Source organism: Mycetocola sp. JXN-3 (genome assembly GCF_014522285.1).
GTDB classification, from domain to species: domain Bacteria; phylum Actinomycetota; class Actinomycetes; order Actinomycetales; family Microbacteriaceae; genus Mycetocola; species Mycetocola saprophilus.
This window is the reverse complement of sequence record NZ_CP041635.1, coordinates 750,823-766,924: the sequence shown is the minus strand read 5'-3', so window position 1 is coordinate 766,924 and position 16,102 is coordinate 750,823. Positions and strand designations below refer to the sequence as shown.

9 protein-coding genes and 1 tRNA gene are annotated in these 16,102 nt (G+C 65.0%); 3 read left to right on the top strand and 7 right to left on the bottom strand.

The features are described from left to right. Entirely contained in the window at positions 1-837 is an 837-nt protein-coding gene (locus tag C7C57_RS03500) for a cytochrome c biogenesis CcdA family protein (RefSeq protein ID WP_187977600.1), read from the top strand. A gap of 127 nt (positions 838-964) precedes the next feature. Here C7C57_RS03500 and trmB read toward each other — a convergent pair whose 3' ends face one another. The 3 genes from trmB to C7C57_RS03485 form a co-directional block, all read right to left on the bottom strand. Further along, entirely contained in the window at positions 965-1,831 is an 867-nt protein-coding gene (gene trmB, locus C7C57_RS03495) for a tRNA (guanosine(46)-N7)-methyltransferase TrmB (protein WP_187977599.1), read from the bottom strand. Between the two features lie 82 nt (positions 1,832-1,913). Then, complete coding sequence (locus tag C7C57_RS03490) at positions 1,914-3,707, bottom strand: hypothetical protein (protein WP_187977598.1); 1,794 nt, start codon at positions 3,705-3,707, stop codon at positions 1,914-1,916. A 153-nt stretch (positions 3,708-3,860) separates the two neighbouring features. Continuing rightward, on the bottom strand, positions 3,861-4,286 hold the full coding sequence (locus C7C57_RS03485; protein WP_187977597.1) for a heme-binding protein: 426 nt from the start codon (positions 4,284-4,286) through the stop codon (positions 3,861-3,863). Positions 4,287-4,440: 154 nt separating this feature from the next. On the opposite strand from C7C57_RS03485, the gene C7C57_RS03480 reads away from it, so the two are divergent. Together C7C57_RS03480 and C7C57_RS03475 are read left to right on the top strand one after the other, a co-directional pair. After that, on the top strand, positions 4,441-4,854 hold the full coding sequence (locus C7C57_RS03480) for a helix-turn-helix domain-containing protein (protein ID WP_051701637.1): 414 nt from the start codon (positions 4,441-4,443) through the stop codon (positions 4,852-4,854). 89 nt (positions 4,855-4,943) lie between these two features. Further along, positions 4,944-5,963, top strand: a complete 1,020-nt coding sequence (locus C7C57_RS03475) for a zinc-binding alcohol dehydrogenase family protein (protein ID WP_187977596.1) — start codon at positions 4,944-4,946, stop codon at positions 5,961-5,963. A 69-nt stretch (positions 5,964-6,032) separates the two neighbouring features. On the opposite strand, the gene C7C57_RS03470 is transcribed toward C7C57_RS03475, so the two are convergent. From C7C57_RS03470 to C7C57_RS03455, 4 genes are all read right to left on the bottom strand, one after another. After that, entirely contained in the window at positions 6,033-11,876 is a 5,844-nt protein-coding gene (locus C7C57_RS03470; protein ID WP_187977595.1) for an SdrD B-like domain-containing protein, read from the bottom strand. A gap of 318 nt (positions 11,877-12,194) precedes the next feature. Continuing rightward, positions 12,195-12,269, bottom strand: a tRNA-Arg gene (locus C7C57_RS03465). 92 nt (positions 12,270-12,361) lie between these two features. After that, complete coding sequence (locus tag C7C57_RS03460; RefSeq protein WP_187977594.1) at positions 12,362-13,264, bottom strand: DUF4190 domain-containing protein; 903 nt, start codon at positions 13,262-13,264, stop codon at positions 12,362-12,364. 126 nt (positions 13,265-13,390) lie between these two features. After that, positions 13,391-15,931: a beta-glucosidase gene (locus C7C57_RS03455; RefSeq protein WP_187977593.1), complete on the bottom strand. Its 2,541-nt coding sequence runs from the start codon at positions 15,929-15,931 to the stop codon at positions 13,391-13,393. Between the last annotated feature and the right edge of the window lie 171 nt (positions 15,932-16,102).

Genomic DNA, 16,102 nt, shown 5'->3' with positions numbered 1-16,102 from the left:
GTGGATATCGGATACACCGGGGCACTGCTGGGCGGCATCCTCACCCTGTTCAGTCCGTGCTCGGTGATGCTCTTGCCGGCCTTCTTCGCCTATGCATTTGCCAGCCCCACCAAGCTGTTGCAGCGCACCGGAATCTTCTATCTGGGACTGCTGGTGACCCTGGTCCCGCTCGGTCTCCTGGCCGGCGCGCTGGGATCTCTGCTCACCGAGAACCGCGGAATCCTGGTCTCGGTGGCCGCGGGAATCGTCATCGTGATCGGACTGCTTCAGCTGATCGGGATCAACATTCCCGGCCTCAACCGCGGCGCCGTCGGCGAGGGCACCTCGGCGGTCTCGGTCTTTATTCTCGGCGCGGTATACGGTGTCGCCGGGGTGTGTGCGGGGCCGATCCTCGGCTCGGTGCTGACCGTCGCGGCCACCGGAGCCAATCCCGTCTATGGCGGCATCATGCTGGCGATCTTCGCCCTGGGCATGGCGCTGCCGCTGGGTGTCCTGGCGCTGATCTGGACCCGGGTGAGTGTGGCCAAAAAGGGCTGGCTTCGACCGCGTTGGGTGCGGATCGGACGCTGGGAAAACTCGGTCTGGATGGTGGTTTCCGGGCTGCTGTCGATCGGAATCGGCGTGCTGCTCCTGATCACCGAGGGCACCGCGTCCCTCGGCGGAATCTTCACCGTGAGCACGCAGTATCGGGCCGAATCCTGGGTCTCCGAGACGGCGATCAAGGTGCCCAACCTGGTGTTTGTGCTGGTCGCCGTGGGGATGCTCGCGGCCGTTGCGGCGCTGGTGTTCTGGCGCTCGCGCACCCGCAAGCGCGAGGCCGAGGCGGTCTCCGCGTAGGTTGACGAGCGTGAAGCGGCGGCGCCCGCGATTGCCCGACCCTTCACAAGCGGCGGCACCCGCGGGAGACTAAGCCCTCACAAACGGAGCCGCCCGGGAACCGAACGTTCCCGGGCGGCTCAGCCGGTTAGGCCCGCACGTAGGCGAGGTCGGTGGCCCCACGACCGGCGCGGCGCCCCTTCTCCTCAAACGTGGTGAGCACCCGGCCCTCGAAGCGTTCCACGACCCCGTCGCTCCCGGCGATCACGGGCACCAGATCGGTGCGGCCCCGCAGCACCTCACGCATGTGATCCGCATAGGGTTCCCAGTCGGTGGCGAGTCGCCAGATTCCGCCCGGACGCAGGACCCGCGCAACCTGATCGGCAAATTCGGGCTGCACCATTCGGCGCTTGTGGTGCCGCGCCTTGTGCCAGGGATCCGGGAAAAACACCCAGATTTCGTCGAGGCTGTCCGCGGGCAGCGCATCCAGAATCTCGGGGGCGTTGGCCTCGATCAGGCGCAGGTTGGGTGCGCCGCCGGCCCGATCGGCCAGCGAAATGGCCTGGGCCAGACCCGCCCAGTACACCTCGAGGGCCAGATAGTTGTTGTCGGGGTTGGCCAGTGCGGCGGCGGAGACACACTCCCCCATCCCCGAGCCGATCTCCACGATGGTGCGGGCCTCGCGCCCGAACACCGTGGGCAGGTCGATACTCACCCGCGGGTCCACCGAGGTGGAGGCGTGGGCGCGCGGCACCTGCACGAGGTAGTTATCCCCCACCCGACTCATCGCCGATTCCTGGCCGGCGGTCAACCGGGCAGACCGGCGGACAAACGACACAGGATAGGGCCGATACTGCTCGGGAACGCCCTCGGGGTTGGGGACCACCGGGGCGCGATCGCCGTCCTCGGAGAGCGAGATTCCCGCGGCCAGCGGCGCGGTTTCGGTGGCCGCCTCCGCGATCTCCGGCGCGGCAAACGCCTCGGGCTCGGTACCGTTTTCGGGGGTCGACGTCATGAAATCCTCTGAATCAGTGCGGGCGCCGCACGGCGCGACTCCCTAAATTTTAGGGGACGCCCCGCGCGGAGCCGAAACCCCCTCACCCCTGCGCCGCGGATCCTCGCCCGAGCTCACCGGCCAGATCCTGAAGATCGCTGCGCCGTCTTGCGTGACGCACCCGGCGTAGATAGGCGTCCCAATCGGCACCTCCGATTCGATCCTGTGCGATTTTTTTACCCGGTGTGCCCAGCCGGTCCGCCCAGGCAAGAAGTGGATGGATCGTATCCTCCGTCATACGCAGAACGTGCGGAAGTCGCTCGCGCACCTCCGCGGCCATCGCGATGTTCTCGCTCAGGAGTGCCTCAAACAGGAGACGCCGTATGTCGTCATCACTCGAGAGCAGACTCCCCTCAAAATACAACCGGTCCAGGCGTGCCAGCAAAGCGGCTGCCCGTCCCCGGTCGGTTGCTTCTGCCCCGTCACGTACCGCCAGAATCTCCCCAATATTGTCGTGAATGAACGGTCCGTGATACCCCGATTCGACATCCATATAACGCAAAATCTGTGCACCCCCGAGCCCGATTCCATCGACCCCGGTATAGACGGCCAGGGGAACCTCCGCCAGCCTGAAGCCCGCAGAAAAATAGGTCAGCAGACCCACCTCATGCGCTCGATGTACCAGGGTCAGGGCCACGGGCATCGTGAGCTGGGTGATCACGCAACTACTGGGGTAGGTGTTTGAGGTTCCATCCCAGGTGACCTTGCCAAATCCACCTCCCCGCGTGATTGCAATTCCCAACAGGCCGATCTCTTCGGGCGTGGTCCGCCACACGGCTCGACCAAACTGTCGAATCGTCTCCTGACGGTCATCGAGGATGGGTGAATTAATATTGAATGCGGCCGAAAGCACCTGAGTATGAGGATCCCGTCGAGTCTCTCGACTCAGCGTGGCCAGGAGCGTGATTGCCTCATCCGCGCTCAATCCTTCAACCGCCAGCTTCACCTCGGCCAGGTTATCCGCCAATAATGCAGAGGCGGCGGCGGCAAATGTGCGCCCCGTCTTGATCTGCGAATTGGCGATGGTGCCCTCAAATAGTGGCCGTCCCAAATAGCTAGAGGTGGGTGCTCCACGACCCACATGGAGCCGCACTCGGGCAACCGTGCGGGCCGATGGCACTCGATAGGGTTCCATCTCCTCACGGGTGAACCCACCACCGCGCTCCAGGTGTTCAACGTGAACGATCACCCCGCGCAGATAGCGCACATCCCGCGTCGTCCCCGCGAGGTGTCCCTCCCCGGGATCCGTGATCGAGGCGTAGGTTTGCACGTCTCGAAAACCCGAGGTCCCCCAGATGGGATAGGCACCTGGAATGTGTACTCCGCGGTCAAGCAACCAGTAGGCCGCCTGGATTGCGATCAGCTCGTCGGTTGTGGGGTCATCTTCCACATCCCTGTGGTTGGCAATCAACTGAGATATCTCGGCCAGGAAATCTTCATCGGCGGACTGCCTGCTCTGTCCGCTGGCCGGGGCAAAAACGTCAAGCCCCTCCTCACTGAAGCGGATCAGAACCGAAGACTCGCCCTGGGCCGTCTCGGGTGGCGCTCGGTATCCGGCGATCGCCACCAGATAAAGCAGGGCTATCTCGTGAAGCGGGATCTCGGGACGAGCAATCGCGCTCAGCGTGTCCCTGATGGCCGCCTCCCAAATCTCGAGTCCGTCAAACCGCTGGCCGAACGCGTGCAGGGAGTTTTCCACCCGAAACAAGGATTCGGTAAGCGACTCCGAGGTGGGTAGCCGATACGGTTCGGCCCGGGTAAACGCATCGAGAGTAACTCGCTCTCGGGTCAACGCTGAGTCCGCCTGGGCGAGGAGTTCTCCCAGGTGTTCAACCATGAGGAGTCGTGCGTCACCCGGTGGAATGTGGAGTCGCGTGGCGGGACCGGCAGAACGTGAATCGTGAATAATCATGATGAGAATTTCCTTTCAACGAGGAGGGGATGAGGGTGGGCCCCAAGACGCGTGGTCTTGGAGCCCGAATGAGAGGTTCTAGGCCAGCGCCGCAGCGGCGGCCTCGGCAACCTCTCGGTCCTGGTCGGGTGTGCCTCCGCCCGCCCCCACCGCGCCAATGACGACACCATGCGGATCGACAATGGGAACCCCGCCGGCCACAAAGGCGTAGGTTGCCTGTGCCGAGCCCAAACCAAAGAGCGCGGCACCGGGTGCCACCGCACCCTGGAGTGCCGCCGTCGGCTGCGCAAAGTGCACGGCGGTCAGAGCCTTGGCCGCGCTGGTGCCGATCGAGGCGAGTGCCGCACCGTCCTCGCGCACATGGGCAACCAGGTTTCCCGCGCCATCCAGCACGGCGATGGTAAAGGCGGCACCCAGTTCGGTGCCGCGGGCAAAGCCCGCGTCCACTGCGAGATGGGCTCGGGTACGGGTCAGGATTACGGGCGAAACTGAGGTGATGGTCATCGGTGTCACGTTCCTATCTGATCTGGAGTTTTTCATCACGCCGAAGTGGGTGACTGCGGCCACCCTATGTGGGCGCGGGTGGTTACCCACAAGGCGTGTTACTCTCCATCGGATAGCGACTAACGCACAGCGAACCAGACCGAGATGCGGACCGATGACTTCACCAGCACCACTCTCCATATTCCCCACGCACGAGACGCACGGCGACGTTTACTCGGCCACCTGTCCCTGCCGCCATCTGCTTGAGGTGGTGGCGAATAAGTGGTCGGCACTCGCAATCGGTGCCCTGGCTCATGGTCCGGTACGCTTCGGGGTCCTTCAGCACGAGCTGTCCGGCATTTCCCCCAAGGTCCTGACCTCCACGCTGCGCCGTCTGGAACGGTATGGCCTGGTGCATCGCGAGGTGTTTCCGGCGGTGCCCCTGCACGTGGAATACTCGCTCACCGAGATTGGCCGCACGGCACTGGAACCGGTCTTTGCGCTGCGCGAGTGGGCCGAATCTCACTACGATCACGCATCCGTGATAGCGGCCCAAATTGATGACGCTCGTCCACTATCAAATGGATAGCAATATCCCTTGCGGGTAACCAGGGCCTCTCGCCTAGGGTCGGCTCCGAGCGATGTCACCGGACATCGCGCCGAAGGGACACCCGATTAATGACAACCACACCAGCCGCCACGGCCATCGTCTCGCGGATCGGCGGTGCGCTGACCGTCGACAGCCTTGTCGACGTAAATTGCCCACCACCAGCCTCCCCCTCCGGACACGACATTCTGGTGGAAGTCGAAGCGATCTCGGTCAACCCGGTCGATGTCAAGGTGCGGGCCTCCGCACACGGGTCCTCCGCGGATCGAATACTCGGCTGGGACGCCGCCGGGACGGTGGTCGCAGTGGGACCCGAAACCACGCTGTTTGCGCCCGGGGATGAGGTCTACTACGCCGGAAGTATCGAACGTCCGGGGTCATATTCCCGGTTCCAGGCGGTCGATGAGCGGATCGTCGGACGCAAACCACGCACCCTCCCATTTGCCGAAGCTGCGGCGCTGCCCCTGACGGCCATTACCGCCTGGGAAGCCCTGTTTCACAAGCTCAAGTTATCCGAAGACTCGGCCGGCACCATTCTGGTGCTGGGTGCCAGCGGTGGCGTGGGCTCGATCCTGATCCAGCTGGTAAAAACCCTCACCCAGCTGAGAGTCATCGCCACGGCTTCCCATGATCGGTCTCGCACCTGGGTGCGGGACCTCGGGGCCGATGTCGTCGTGGACCACACGGCACCGCATCTGGATCGCCAGATACTCGCACACGCCCCCGGCGGCGTTGACTATGTCTTCTCCGCGCACAGCCGCGATCAGATTCCCCTTCTGATCACGGTGGTGCGTCCGTTTGGCGAAATCGTGGCCATCGATGATGAACGCAACCTCAATTTCTACGCGCTCAAGGACCGCAGCATCTCGTGGCACTGGGAATCCATGTTCACGAGGTCGTCACACCACTGGGACCTCGAGGGCCAACATCGGCTGCTGAACCAGATTGCCGACCTGATCGATGCGGGCACTCTCCGCACGACCCTCACCACGCTACTCACCCCGCTCGATGCGGAACGGGTACGCGCCGCGCATCGACTGGTGGAAACTGGTCGGACCGTGGGGAAGATCGTCGTGGCTCGGTCACACTAGCGAGCAGGAAACCTCGGGCCCCTCACCTAATGGTGGGGGGCCCGAGGTGTGTTGCTCAGCGCTAACTAACTAGGCTGCGTCGTTGCGACGTGCGCGTGCCAGCATGAATGCTCCACCGGCCAGCAGCAGCAGTGCCGCGGCACCACCACCCCACAGCAGGTTGGGGTCCACACCGGTCGAGGACAGGCGGTCGCCCTTGGGGGCCTCCGCCGGGGCCGACGGGACGATCGCGGCGGGGTTCAGCACCACACCGGCATCCCAGGTCGGGTCGATGCCCTCGGTCGCGCCGAGCGTGAACGCGGTGTAGTCGCCGGTGAGGTTGACGTTGTCATCTCCCAGGACAATCACGCGGGTCCATCCGGTGGTCGCGTCGGCATCCGAGTCACGGCCGCTGTTATCGCCATCCGCGCCCGCGGTGGTGAAGTGGTACAGCTTGGCCTGCTCGGTGGTCAGCTCGAAGCGGACCTTGTAGCTCCCCGCGGGCAGGTTGTCGAACAGGTAGCGTCCGGCCGAGTTGGTGGTGGTCCGAGCCAGCTCGGTTCCGTTCTCGTCGGTCAGGATGACGTTCACTCCGGGCAGCGGCTTCTCGTCCGCGTCCTGGATTCCGTTGGCGTTGGTGTCGATCCAGACGTAGTCACCAATCGCATAGCTCTTGGAGACGAAACCGAAATCGAGCGACGGGTCGTGCTCGCCGTTTTCCAGCAGGCCCTCGGAGGAGGACTCCCAGTTAGACGAGTTGACGTTGCGGTTATCACCCTGGCCGGGCTTGGTCGGGGTGTAGGGCTTCAGTGCCTCGATGGTTGCGGGGTCATCCCGAACGATCTTGACGGTGTAGCTCTCGCCCTGTTCCAGAGCCGGCAGGTTGTCGAACGAGTAGCGGCCGTCGGCGTCGGTCACGGTGGGCTCCACCGGGTTACCGAACACATCGGTCACGGGCTCACCGTCCGGGCCCACCAGCACGAGCTTGACACCGGGGATGCCGGGTTCGTTCGTGTCCAGGATGCCGTCGCGGTTGAGGTCAACCCAGACCACGTCGCCCACCGATACGCTCTTGCGCACGAAACCGAAGTCGAGGGTCGGGTCGTGGTCCTCGTTGCTGATCAGGTCGCCGGAGGCGGCTTCCCAGCTGGAGGAGTCCTTGGCGCGGTCGGATCCGGCACCCGGGGTGGTCGGCACAAAGTGCTTCAGCGCCGCCCGGGTTCCCTCGTCATCGCGCACAATCTTCACGGTGTACGACTCTCCCGGCTGCAGGGCCGGCAGGTTATCGAACGAGTAGTGTCCGTTGTCGTCGGTGATGGTCGGCTCGACGGCCTCGCCGAAGACGTTGGTCACGGCCTTACCGTCCGGTCCCACCAGTTCGAGCTTGACGCCGGGGATTCCGGGCTCGCCCTCGTCCTGGATGCCGTCACGGTTGATGTCGAGCCAGACGAAGTCACCCACGGACACGCTCTTGCGCACGAATCCGAAGTCCAGCGAGATATCCTTGGACCCGTTGGTGACCAGGTCACCCGAGGTTGCGGTCCACTCGGAGGAGTCCAGTTCGCGGTCCTCGCCGGCACCAACCAGGGTCGGTACGTAGGGGGCCAGAGCCTTCAGGGTGCCCTCATCGTCACGCACAATCTTGACGGTGTAGGACTGGCCGGCCTCCAGAGCCGGCAGGTTCTCGAAGGAGTACTTGCCGTTCTCGTCGGTCACGGTCGGAGCAACCTCGTTGCCAAAGATGTCGGTTACCGCGGCACCATTCGGACCCACCAGCTCAAGCTTGACACCGGGGATACCGGGCTCGCCCTCGTCCTGGATGCCGTCACGGTTGGTATCGGCCCACACGAAGTCACCCACGGAAACGCTCTTGCGAACGAATCCGAAGTCGAGGGTAAGGTCCTTATCGCCGTCGTTCACCAGGTCGCCGGAGGTGGCCGATCCGGTGGAGGAGTCCTTCGCCGGGTCCGTGCCCGCGCCGGCCTTGGTCGGAACGAAGTCCTTCAGCGCGGCCACGGTCGAGGGGTCGTCGGCGACAATGGTCACCGTGTACGACTCACCGGCGGGCAGCGAGGGCAGGTTGGCGAAGGTGTACTTACCCTCGGCGTTGGTGGTGACCGGTGCGACGGGGTTACCGAACACGTCGGTGACCGGGTTGCCCTTTGCGTCGGTCAGCTTCAGCACAACCCCGGCGATACCGGGCTCATCGCCGTCCTGGATGCCGTCACGGTTGGTGTCGGCCCAGACGAAGTCACCCACGGATACGCTCTTGCGCACCACACCGGCGTCCCAGGTCGGGTCGATACCCTGCGTGGCCGAGAGCTCGGCATCCGCATAGCTCGTGGTGAGCGCGGTGTTGGCATCGTTCAGGGTGATCTGTGCGGTCCAGCCCTTCGCATCGGCATCCGAACCGGTGGCACCGGTGGCACCCTCGGCGTTCTGCGTGGTGAAGGTGTAGATCGCGGCCTGCTCGTCGGTCAGGACAAAGCGCACCTTGTAGTCGCCCGCGGCCAGACCATCGAAGAGGTACTTGCCCGCCTCGTTGGTGGTGGTTTCGGCGATCTTCTTGCCGTCGACATCGGTCAGGATGACCGTGACACCGGCGAGGGCCGGCTCGGTGGCATCCTGCTTGCCGTCGCGGTTGGTGTCGATCCAGACGTAGTCACCGATCGCATAGGACTTGGTGACAAATCCGAAGTCGAGGGTGTCGTCACGCTCGCCACCGTTGACCAGGTCACGCGAGGTCGCGGTCCAGGTCGAGGAGTCCTTGGCACGGTCACTACCCTGCTCGGCATTGGTCGGCACGAGGCCGTCCAGTGCCGCGATGGTGTCCGCATCGTCCCGAACGATCTTCACGGTGTAGTGCTGGCCCGCGGGCAGCGTCGGAAGGTTGTCGAAGGAGTACTTACCCTTGGCATCGGTGATTTGCGGTCCGACGGGGGTGCCGTAGACGTCGGTTACCGCGGCGTCGCCGGGTCCCACCACCACGAGCTTGACGCCCGCGATGCCGGTTTCCGAACCGTCCTGGACGCCGTTGCGGTTGGTGTCCAGCCAGACGTAATCACCCACGGAGACCATCGGTCCCGCCGAGACGTTGACCATCTTGGCCTCGCCCGGGGACTGGACGCCGTCCTCGTCGATGGTCAGGGCGACCGGAACGGAGGAGAGCAGGTAGCCCTTGGGGGCCTTGGTCTCCACGACGGTGTACGTGCCGGGCTCCTTGACCGTCACCGAGCGGTGCGGGTGTGCCTCATCGCCCTTGGTGACGAGCTTGCCATCCACCACGTAGACGTTCTTGACCACGACCTCGCCGGCCTCGTTGCGCACCTCGAAGCGTGCGCTCTCGTCGGTGATGGACACCTCGGAGTCGCCCGAGTCCACCTTGGAGATGTTCAGCGGGTAGGCGTTGGAGGGCACGATCGTGGCCGAGATGCGGCCGATCGAGTTGGTGATGCCGATGTCCGGGGTGAAGTCCTTCACCTTGACCTTGAAGAACAGGTCCACGGCCTTACCGTCGGGCAGCGCGCCCGCGGTGATCGAGATCGAGTTGGCCGCCGCGTCGTACTTCGTGTCGATGCTGGAACCGGGGATCCGGTAGGTGTCCGAGGATACCTTTTCGGTGGTGCCGTTCTTGACCTGGTCGGGCTTGACGAAGCCGAGGAACTCAAGCGACTTGGGCAGCACGTCCTTGATGTCCGACACCATCGCGTCGAACTTGCCGTGCGGGACCATGCGCACCCGGTAGATGAACGAGTCGTTCTTCATCTTGCCATCGGCGTCCATTTCGACGCGCAGCGACTTGGTGTACGAGTCGGTCTTGGGGTTGTAGAGCGTCTTGGTGAGCTCCAGCTCGTCACCAAACGAGGTGGCCGAGGAGGAGAAGCTCGAGTCGTAGACGAACTGGTTCGAGGAACCCAGGTAGGAAGCCGAGTTGTCCACGGCGACGGTGTCCTTGCCCACCAGGGCCTTGACCGGCAGGGTCACCCGCAGCGTGAACGCACGGTTATCGGCGTTCGGTGCGGCGGCGAGCTTTGCCGATGCCACAAACTCCAGGTCGCCGTTGGGGGCGATGACCGCGGTAACCGTATCGTCGGCACGGGTGCCCTCGCGGTTAACCTCGATGCTGCGCTGGATAGCGGGCAGGGTTTCGGGGGTCACGTCAAAGACGTTGTGGTCGATCTGGTCCACGATCTTCGACTTGCGGGCATCGCCGGCGTGACGCTTCACGGCGAACTCATAGGTCAGCGCGATCGGCTGACCCGGCTGCACCTGGGCGTCACCGCTGAGGTTCTTCTTGGTGAAGGTGTCGGCGTCATCCAGCGGGAACTCGCGGTCCTTCTCGATCACAAACGCGTGCTCATGCGACTTGACGATCGGCTTGGCATCGGCGTTGTTCGAGTAGGTGAACGACGCTCGGTTGGTCGGGCCAACGTAGAGTTCCTGGGCGGTGGGGATCCAGCCCGGCTTGTTGATGAGGTTCACCCCGTTGCCCGCGAGGGTGAAGAGCTCGGCCTTAACCTTGATCTCCACGTTCAGGGTCGGGGACTTGCCCACGTTGACCAGCAGCTTATTGCCGATCACGGCGTACTGGTTCAGGTAGGTGTCGGCGGCAAACGCGGTGGCGCTACCGGTGAAATCGACGGCCTGGGTCAGCTTGGTCCCGTTCGAGGCGGTGATGAACGCGGCATCGGCGCTCAGCCAACGCAGCTGTGCGGGCAGATCGTCGGAGATCACGACGTTCTGGTTGAGCTTGTACTTGGTGTTCTCCAGCGACTTGAGCTGGTTCAGGTCCGCGCGCAGGGTGTAGGTCACCGGAACGGTGGGGTCCAGCTGGCGGGTGCCATCCTTGAAGGTCACCGGGAAGTCACGCGGGATGTCCGACCACTTGTCGAAGGCACCGATACCGCCGATGGTGGTCTTAATGTCGACGTTGGCACCGGACTCGTCTGCGGTACCACCGGTGATCTTGGCGGTGTTGGGCAGCGAAACCTTGAGTTCGGCGTTCTCGCTCACGTCGCGGGCGTCGTACTGAGCCTGCAGGCTCGTTCGGATGCTCTCCAGCGCGGCTGCATCCTTGATCCGCAGGTTGTAGGTCAGGGTCAGCTCGGAGTTCGCCGGCGCCTGAGCGGTGTAGACGAAGGAGGTCGCGGTCGGCTTGGTGACGCTGGCCGAGGGCGCGGGCTGCTCGGTCCGGTTCATGCCCTTGGCATCCCAGGTAACCAGCTTTGCGGTGGGTTCGCCCACCAGCACCAGGCTGCTCGAGAACGAGTCGGTAATGGTCAGCGGCGTGCGTGCATCCTTGCTGCGCACCACGACGGTGTAGGGGATCGAGGTGGTGAGGAAGTCCGGCCCCATGACAACCTGTCCGTCGCCGTTGATGCTGACGCCCGGCCATGAGAAGTTCCCGATGTTCTTCTTGCCGGAGTTGTCGATGTTGGTGAACTGATCACCGGTCTTCTTCACAACCACCGTGGAGGTGGTCGGCTTACCGTCGACCAGCCAGGTGTCGGTGATCTCACGCGAGGTCTGGACCTCGGTGTACTGGAAGTTGATCTGGAAGGTTCCCTGAACCCGGTCCTCGGGGATCTTGTCCGCGAAGGTCACCAGCAGGTTGCCCTTGCCATCCAGTGTGTAGGACTTGATCGCGGTGTTTCCCGCGGGCACTACGAGCGCGCTCTCGGGGATGGTCACACCCTCGGGAAGCTTGACGGTCACGACCTGGCCATCCGCCATATCGCTGTAGCCAAAGGCCAGCGTGTAGTCCTTCCCCGGCTCGAATACGGGGGTGCCGTTCTGGTTGCCCGCGCTGCCGGTTTTGGGAAGGGTCAGCTTTACAACCGGTTCGCCGGCGGCAAATGCGGGCATGCTCACGCCGGTAATTACCAGCAGAACGGAGACGACAGCGGCAATCAGTGCGGCGATGCGTCGGGACATTTTGGGCGCGCTGGAACGCGCCCTCGTTTGCACGAGGGCATGACTCATATGAGGGTATGTACTTTCTTGGGGGGAGGTGAGCCCGGGGGTACGCACCGGTGATTTTCGGGATCACGGCGCACGGACTCCCAGAGAGCCTAGGGTACTTTTGCTCGCGATATACAAAACCCCCGTTAGGCTCAAAAAAAGCCCTCCACGGCCCGGGCGTGTCGTCCTTTTGGGGGACTCGAGAACATCCGGATCGGCGTGGATATTCCCCCGATCGTCCGGGCAAAACAAAAAAACCGGGCCGAAGCCCGGTTTCTCGGTGTTAATTACTGGTGCCCCTGGAGGGACTCGAACCCCCAACCTGCTCCTTAGGACGGAGTCGCTCTTCCATTGAGCTACAGAGGCTGGCACGGCGTCATCCCCGAAAACTGGATGACCGTGTCCATGTTAGCCCAGGACCGGGCGCACCGCGCGGACCCGAGCGGCATGTGCCGCACTCAGGGTGCGGTGCAGTGTTCGGTGGCGAAGTCCGAGACGGCGACTGCCGCGCTCTGCGCATCGTGCAGGTCCTGGGGGTCAAACGCCCCGCTCCCCTCAAACCCCTCGGCGGCGTACCAGGACGAATCAATCATGGTTTCCACCTCCCCCACGATCGAGGTCGGGGCCGAGTCCCAGAGCGTTTCGCCCACACCGGCGACCTTGATCATGAACTCGGTCTCGGCGGCATACGTGCCACCGTCTCCCACGTGTTCGGCGTAACCATCGGCGTCCAGGCTGGCCAGGGGTTCAAGCAGCGGGGTCAGGTCCTGGGCGCTCTCGCAGAACTCCGCGCTTACGGTGTCCGCGCGCGGCACCTCCTCCGAATACGAATCGGCGATCACACTGCTTGAGGCGACCAGTCCGCTAAAAACGAAGAGTGAGAGTGCAAGCAGCACGCCGGCCACAAACGTGATGACACTCAGGCCCGCACCCACCCAGATGGAGGCCAGCGCGAGCCCCGAGGCACGACCATGCCGATCGCGCTCCCGCACGGTCTGCACGATGCCGAGCACCATTCCGATCGGCGAGAGCACAAACGACGTGATAAACGCCACGATCGTCAGCGCTTCGGGCGCGGGGCGGCCCGGGGGCTGCTGCGCCGGGTATCCGGGGTACGCGGAGGCGTGGACACCGGGACCCTGCTGCGGGTACCCGGGATACGCCGAAGTGTGAGCGCCAGCACCCTGCTGCGGGTACCCGGGATACGCCGAGGTGTGAGCGCCAGCACCCTGCTGCGGGTACCCATACGGCGGAAGGTTCGGCGCATACGCACCACCCGGCGGGGCGGACGGCACCGGCGGGATCGGTGCGGGCGGCGGGGTCTGCGGGGTGCCCTCGGGGTTCGGCTCGGTGCCACTCATCGCGGGGCCTTTCACTTCATGCGGTCGGTGATCCGGACGCGCCGGTCCCCACTACAATAACGAACCTAATTGTGAGTTCGCACCCGACCCCACCCCGACCGCTCGAATGCGCCCCACGGCTCGGGGCTACCGCCCGCGGGCGGCCACGTCCAGACTCGCACCAAGCGGGGTATCGGCCACGTTGGATCCCGCCACCAGGCGATACGTGCCGCCGGGACGAATCCATCCCGAATCGGCGACGCTCCACACCTCAAAGGCGCGGGCAGGAATGCGCACGGTCACCGTGGCGCGATCCCCCGCGGCCACGGTGCCGGCGCCGAACCCGGCGAGCCAGCGCACTGGACGCTCGCCCTCGGGGGTCTCTACCGGCGGTTCCAGATACACCTGAACCACCTCACGGCCGGTGCGTGCACCGACGTTTTCAATCACCACGTCGACCTCAACCGAGCCGTCCGCGGCCGGGCGCGGCACGCCCAGCTCCCGATAGCTCCAGTCGGTCCAGCCGCGGCCAAATCCAAACGGCAGCGCCGGGGTGGCCCCGGCACGCAGCCAGCCGCGGTAGCCCACGTGGACACCCTCGACATAGTCGATGCGACCCTGGTCGTTGGGAATCGCGTGCGGCACGGGCACACTGGCCTCGTCGGCCGGCAGGGTCCAGGGCAGTCGGCCCTGCGGCTCGGCGCGGCCGGCCAGCACGTCGGCGAGAGCGCCGCCGGCTTCCTGCCCGGGGAACCAGGCCCAGAGCACGGTCTGGGCGTCCTCCAGCCAGGGCAGCAGGACCGGGGCTCCGGCGTTCACCACGATGATCGTGTCCGGCGCTACCGCGAGCACGCGGCGCACCAGTTCGTCCTGCCGTCCGGGCAGGGACAGGGTGGTGCGGTCCCAGCCCTCGGACTCGACCTCCTCATTGGTGCCCACCACGAGCACGGCGCGCTGCGCCGCCCGGGCGGCATCCACCGCGGTCGAAATCTCCAGGTCGGCGTCCTCGCTGGGGGTGCGGTGACGGAACTCGGCGCGCACAAACTCGCCATAGCCTCCCGCATGCACAACCTTGAGCTCGGCCCGCAGGACCGCCACTCGCGGTTCGGTGACGAGTCCCTTGGTCACGATGCTCGGCGGGTTGTTCACGCTGGAATCCAGCACCACCTCGGCGCCGGCGGGCGTGGTGCTCTCGGCGATCAGCTCGCCATCCACGATGATTCGGTAGGCACCCACGGTGCCCACTTCGAGGCTGTGCGGGCCCGGCTCGTCCAACAGGATGCGCGTCTCGACCACCACGGTATCGATCCGCTCGTCGGTCACCCGCTCCCAGCCCTCCCACTCGACCATCTCGCGGTGGCCCAGGACCTCCCCGTCGGCGTCCAGCTGGGTAACCGTGACGATGCCGGCACCGGGCACGGTCGGGTTGCCGGCCGCATCCACAAATCCGGTGAGTCCGGCCAGGACGGGGATGGTCGGCGCATAGCGACGGCTGTCGCCACCGCGGCTCAGCGTGACCGAACTGTTCGGGAACGCCTCGGTCAGACCATCGTGGATCTCCTGCACCCGGGCGGGGTGCACGGTCGAGCTGCCGCCCCCCAGCACGTGGGTGCGCGCGGCGTTCGGGCCGATCAGGGCTATCGATTCTCCGTCTACCAGCGCGGGGATTCCCGCATCGGGACGACGCAGCACCACGGTGCCGGCCGCCGCAAGTTCGCGGGCCATCCGCGCATCGTCCTCGACCTCGTCGAGGCCGGCGGGCGTCTCGGGCGCATCGAAGCCGGCGAGTTTGCCCACCCGGGCGGCCATCAGCAGGATGCGGCGCACCTTGTCGTTGATGATCTCCTCGGAGACCTCCCCCGCGCGCACGGCGTCCAACAGGTTTTCGGCCCAGGGACCACCCGGACCGGGCATCACGATGTCGAGCCCGCCGGTCGCGGATTCCACCGTGGTGTTGGTGGCCATCCAGTCGCTGATCACGGTGCCGTCAAACCCGAGTTCGGCCTTGAGGACATCGCGCAGCAGGTGCGAGTGCTCGGTCATCGGAGCGGTCTCGGTCCCGTCGTCCACGCCGTTATAGGCGGCCATGATCGACCAGACGCCAACCTCGCGTACCGCGTGCTCGAACGGTGCCAGGTAGACCTCGCGCAGCGTGCGCTCATCTACCTCGGACACGTACTCGGTGCGCTTGGTTTCCGAGTCGTTGGCCACATAGTGCTTGAGGCACGCGGCCACGCCGCACTCCTGCAAGCCCTGGACCACGGCGGATCCCACCTCGGCGGTGAGCAGCGGGTCCTCGGCGAAGCACTCGAAGTGTCGGCCACCCACCGGGGTGCGCTGGATGTTGACCTGCGGGGCGAGGACCACATCCACGCCGTGGCGGCGGGCCTCGCGGGCAAAGAGATTTCCCACCTGGCGCGCACGCTGGGGATCCCACAGCGCGCTCAGCGCGCTGGGCGAGGGCAGCAGGATCGAGGTCTCCCCCGGAGTCTCCCCGGTGCCACGCACACCCACGGGGCCATCGGACACCACAACCGAATCGAGGCCGATCTCGGCGATCGGGGTCAGACGCCAGGACGTCATGCCGGTCAGCAGCGTGATTCGCTGTTCGAGCGGGATCCGAGCGATCAGCGCGTCAAGGGTGGTTCCGTCCCGGTGGGTCGGGAGAACCTGGGGTGTTGTGGGCATCGTTGCGTCGCCTTCCGTGCGTCTCTGCGCGTGTGCGTTGAGTTAAGGTTACTGGCCTGTAAGTAACTTGGCAAGCATTTGATTTTTTCGGCGCGCCCTCACGCAGAATTGCTCGACACCACCGGGGTGGAGCCGAGCAATTCAACGGGGTGAGCGGGCAGTCTCGAACCT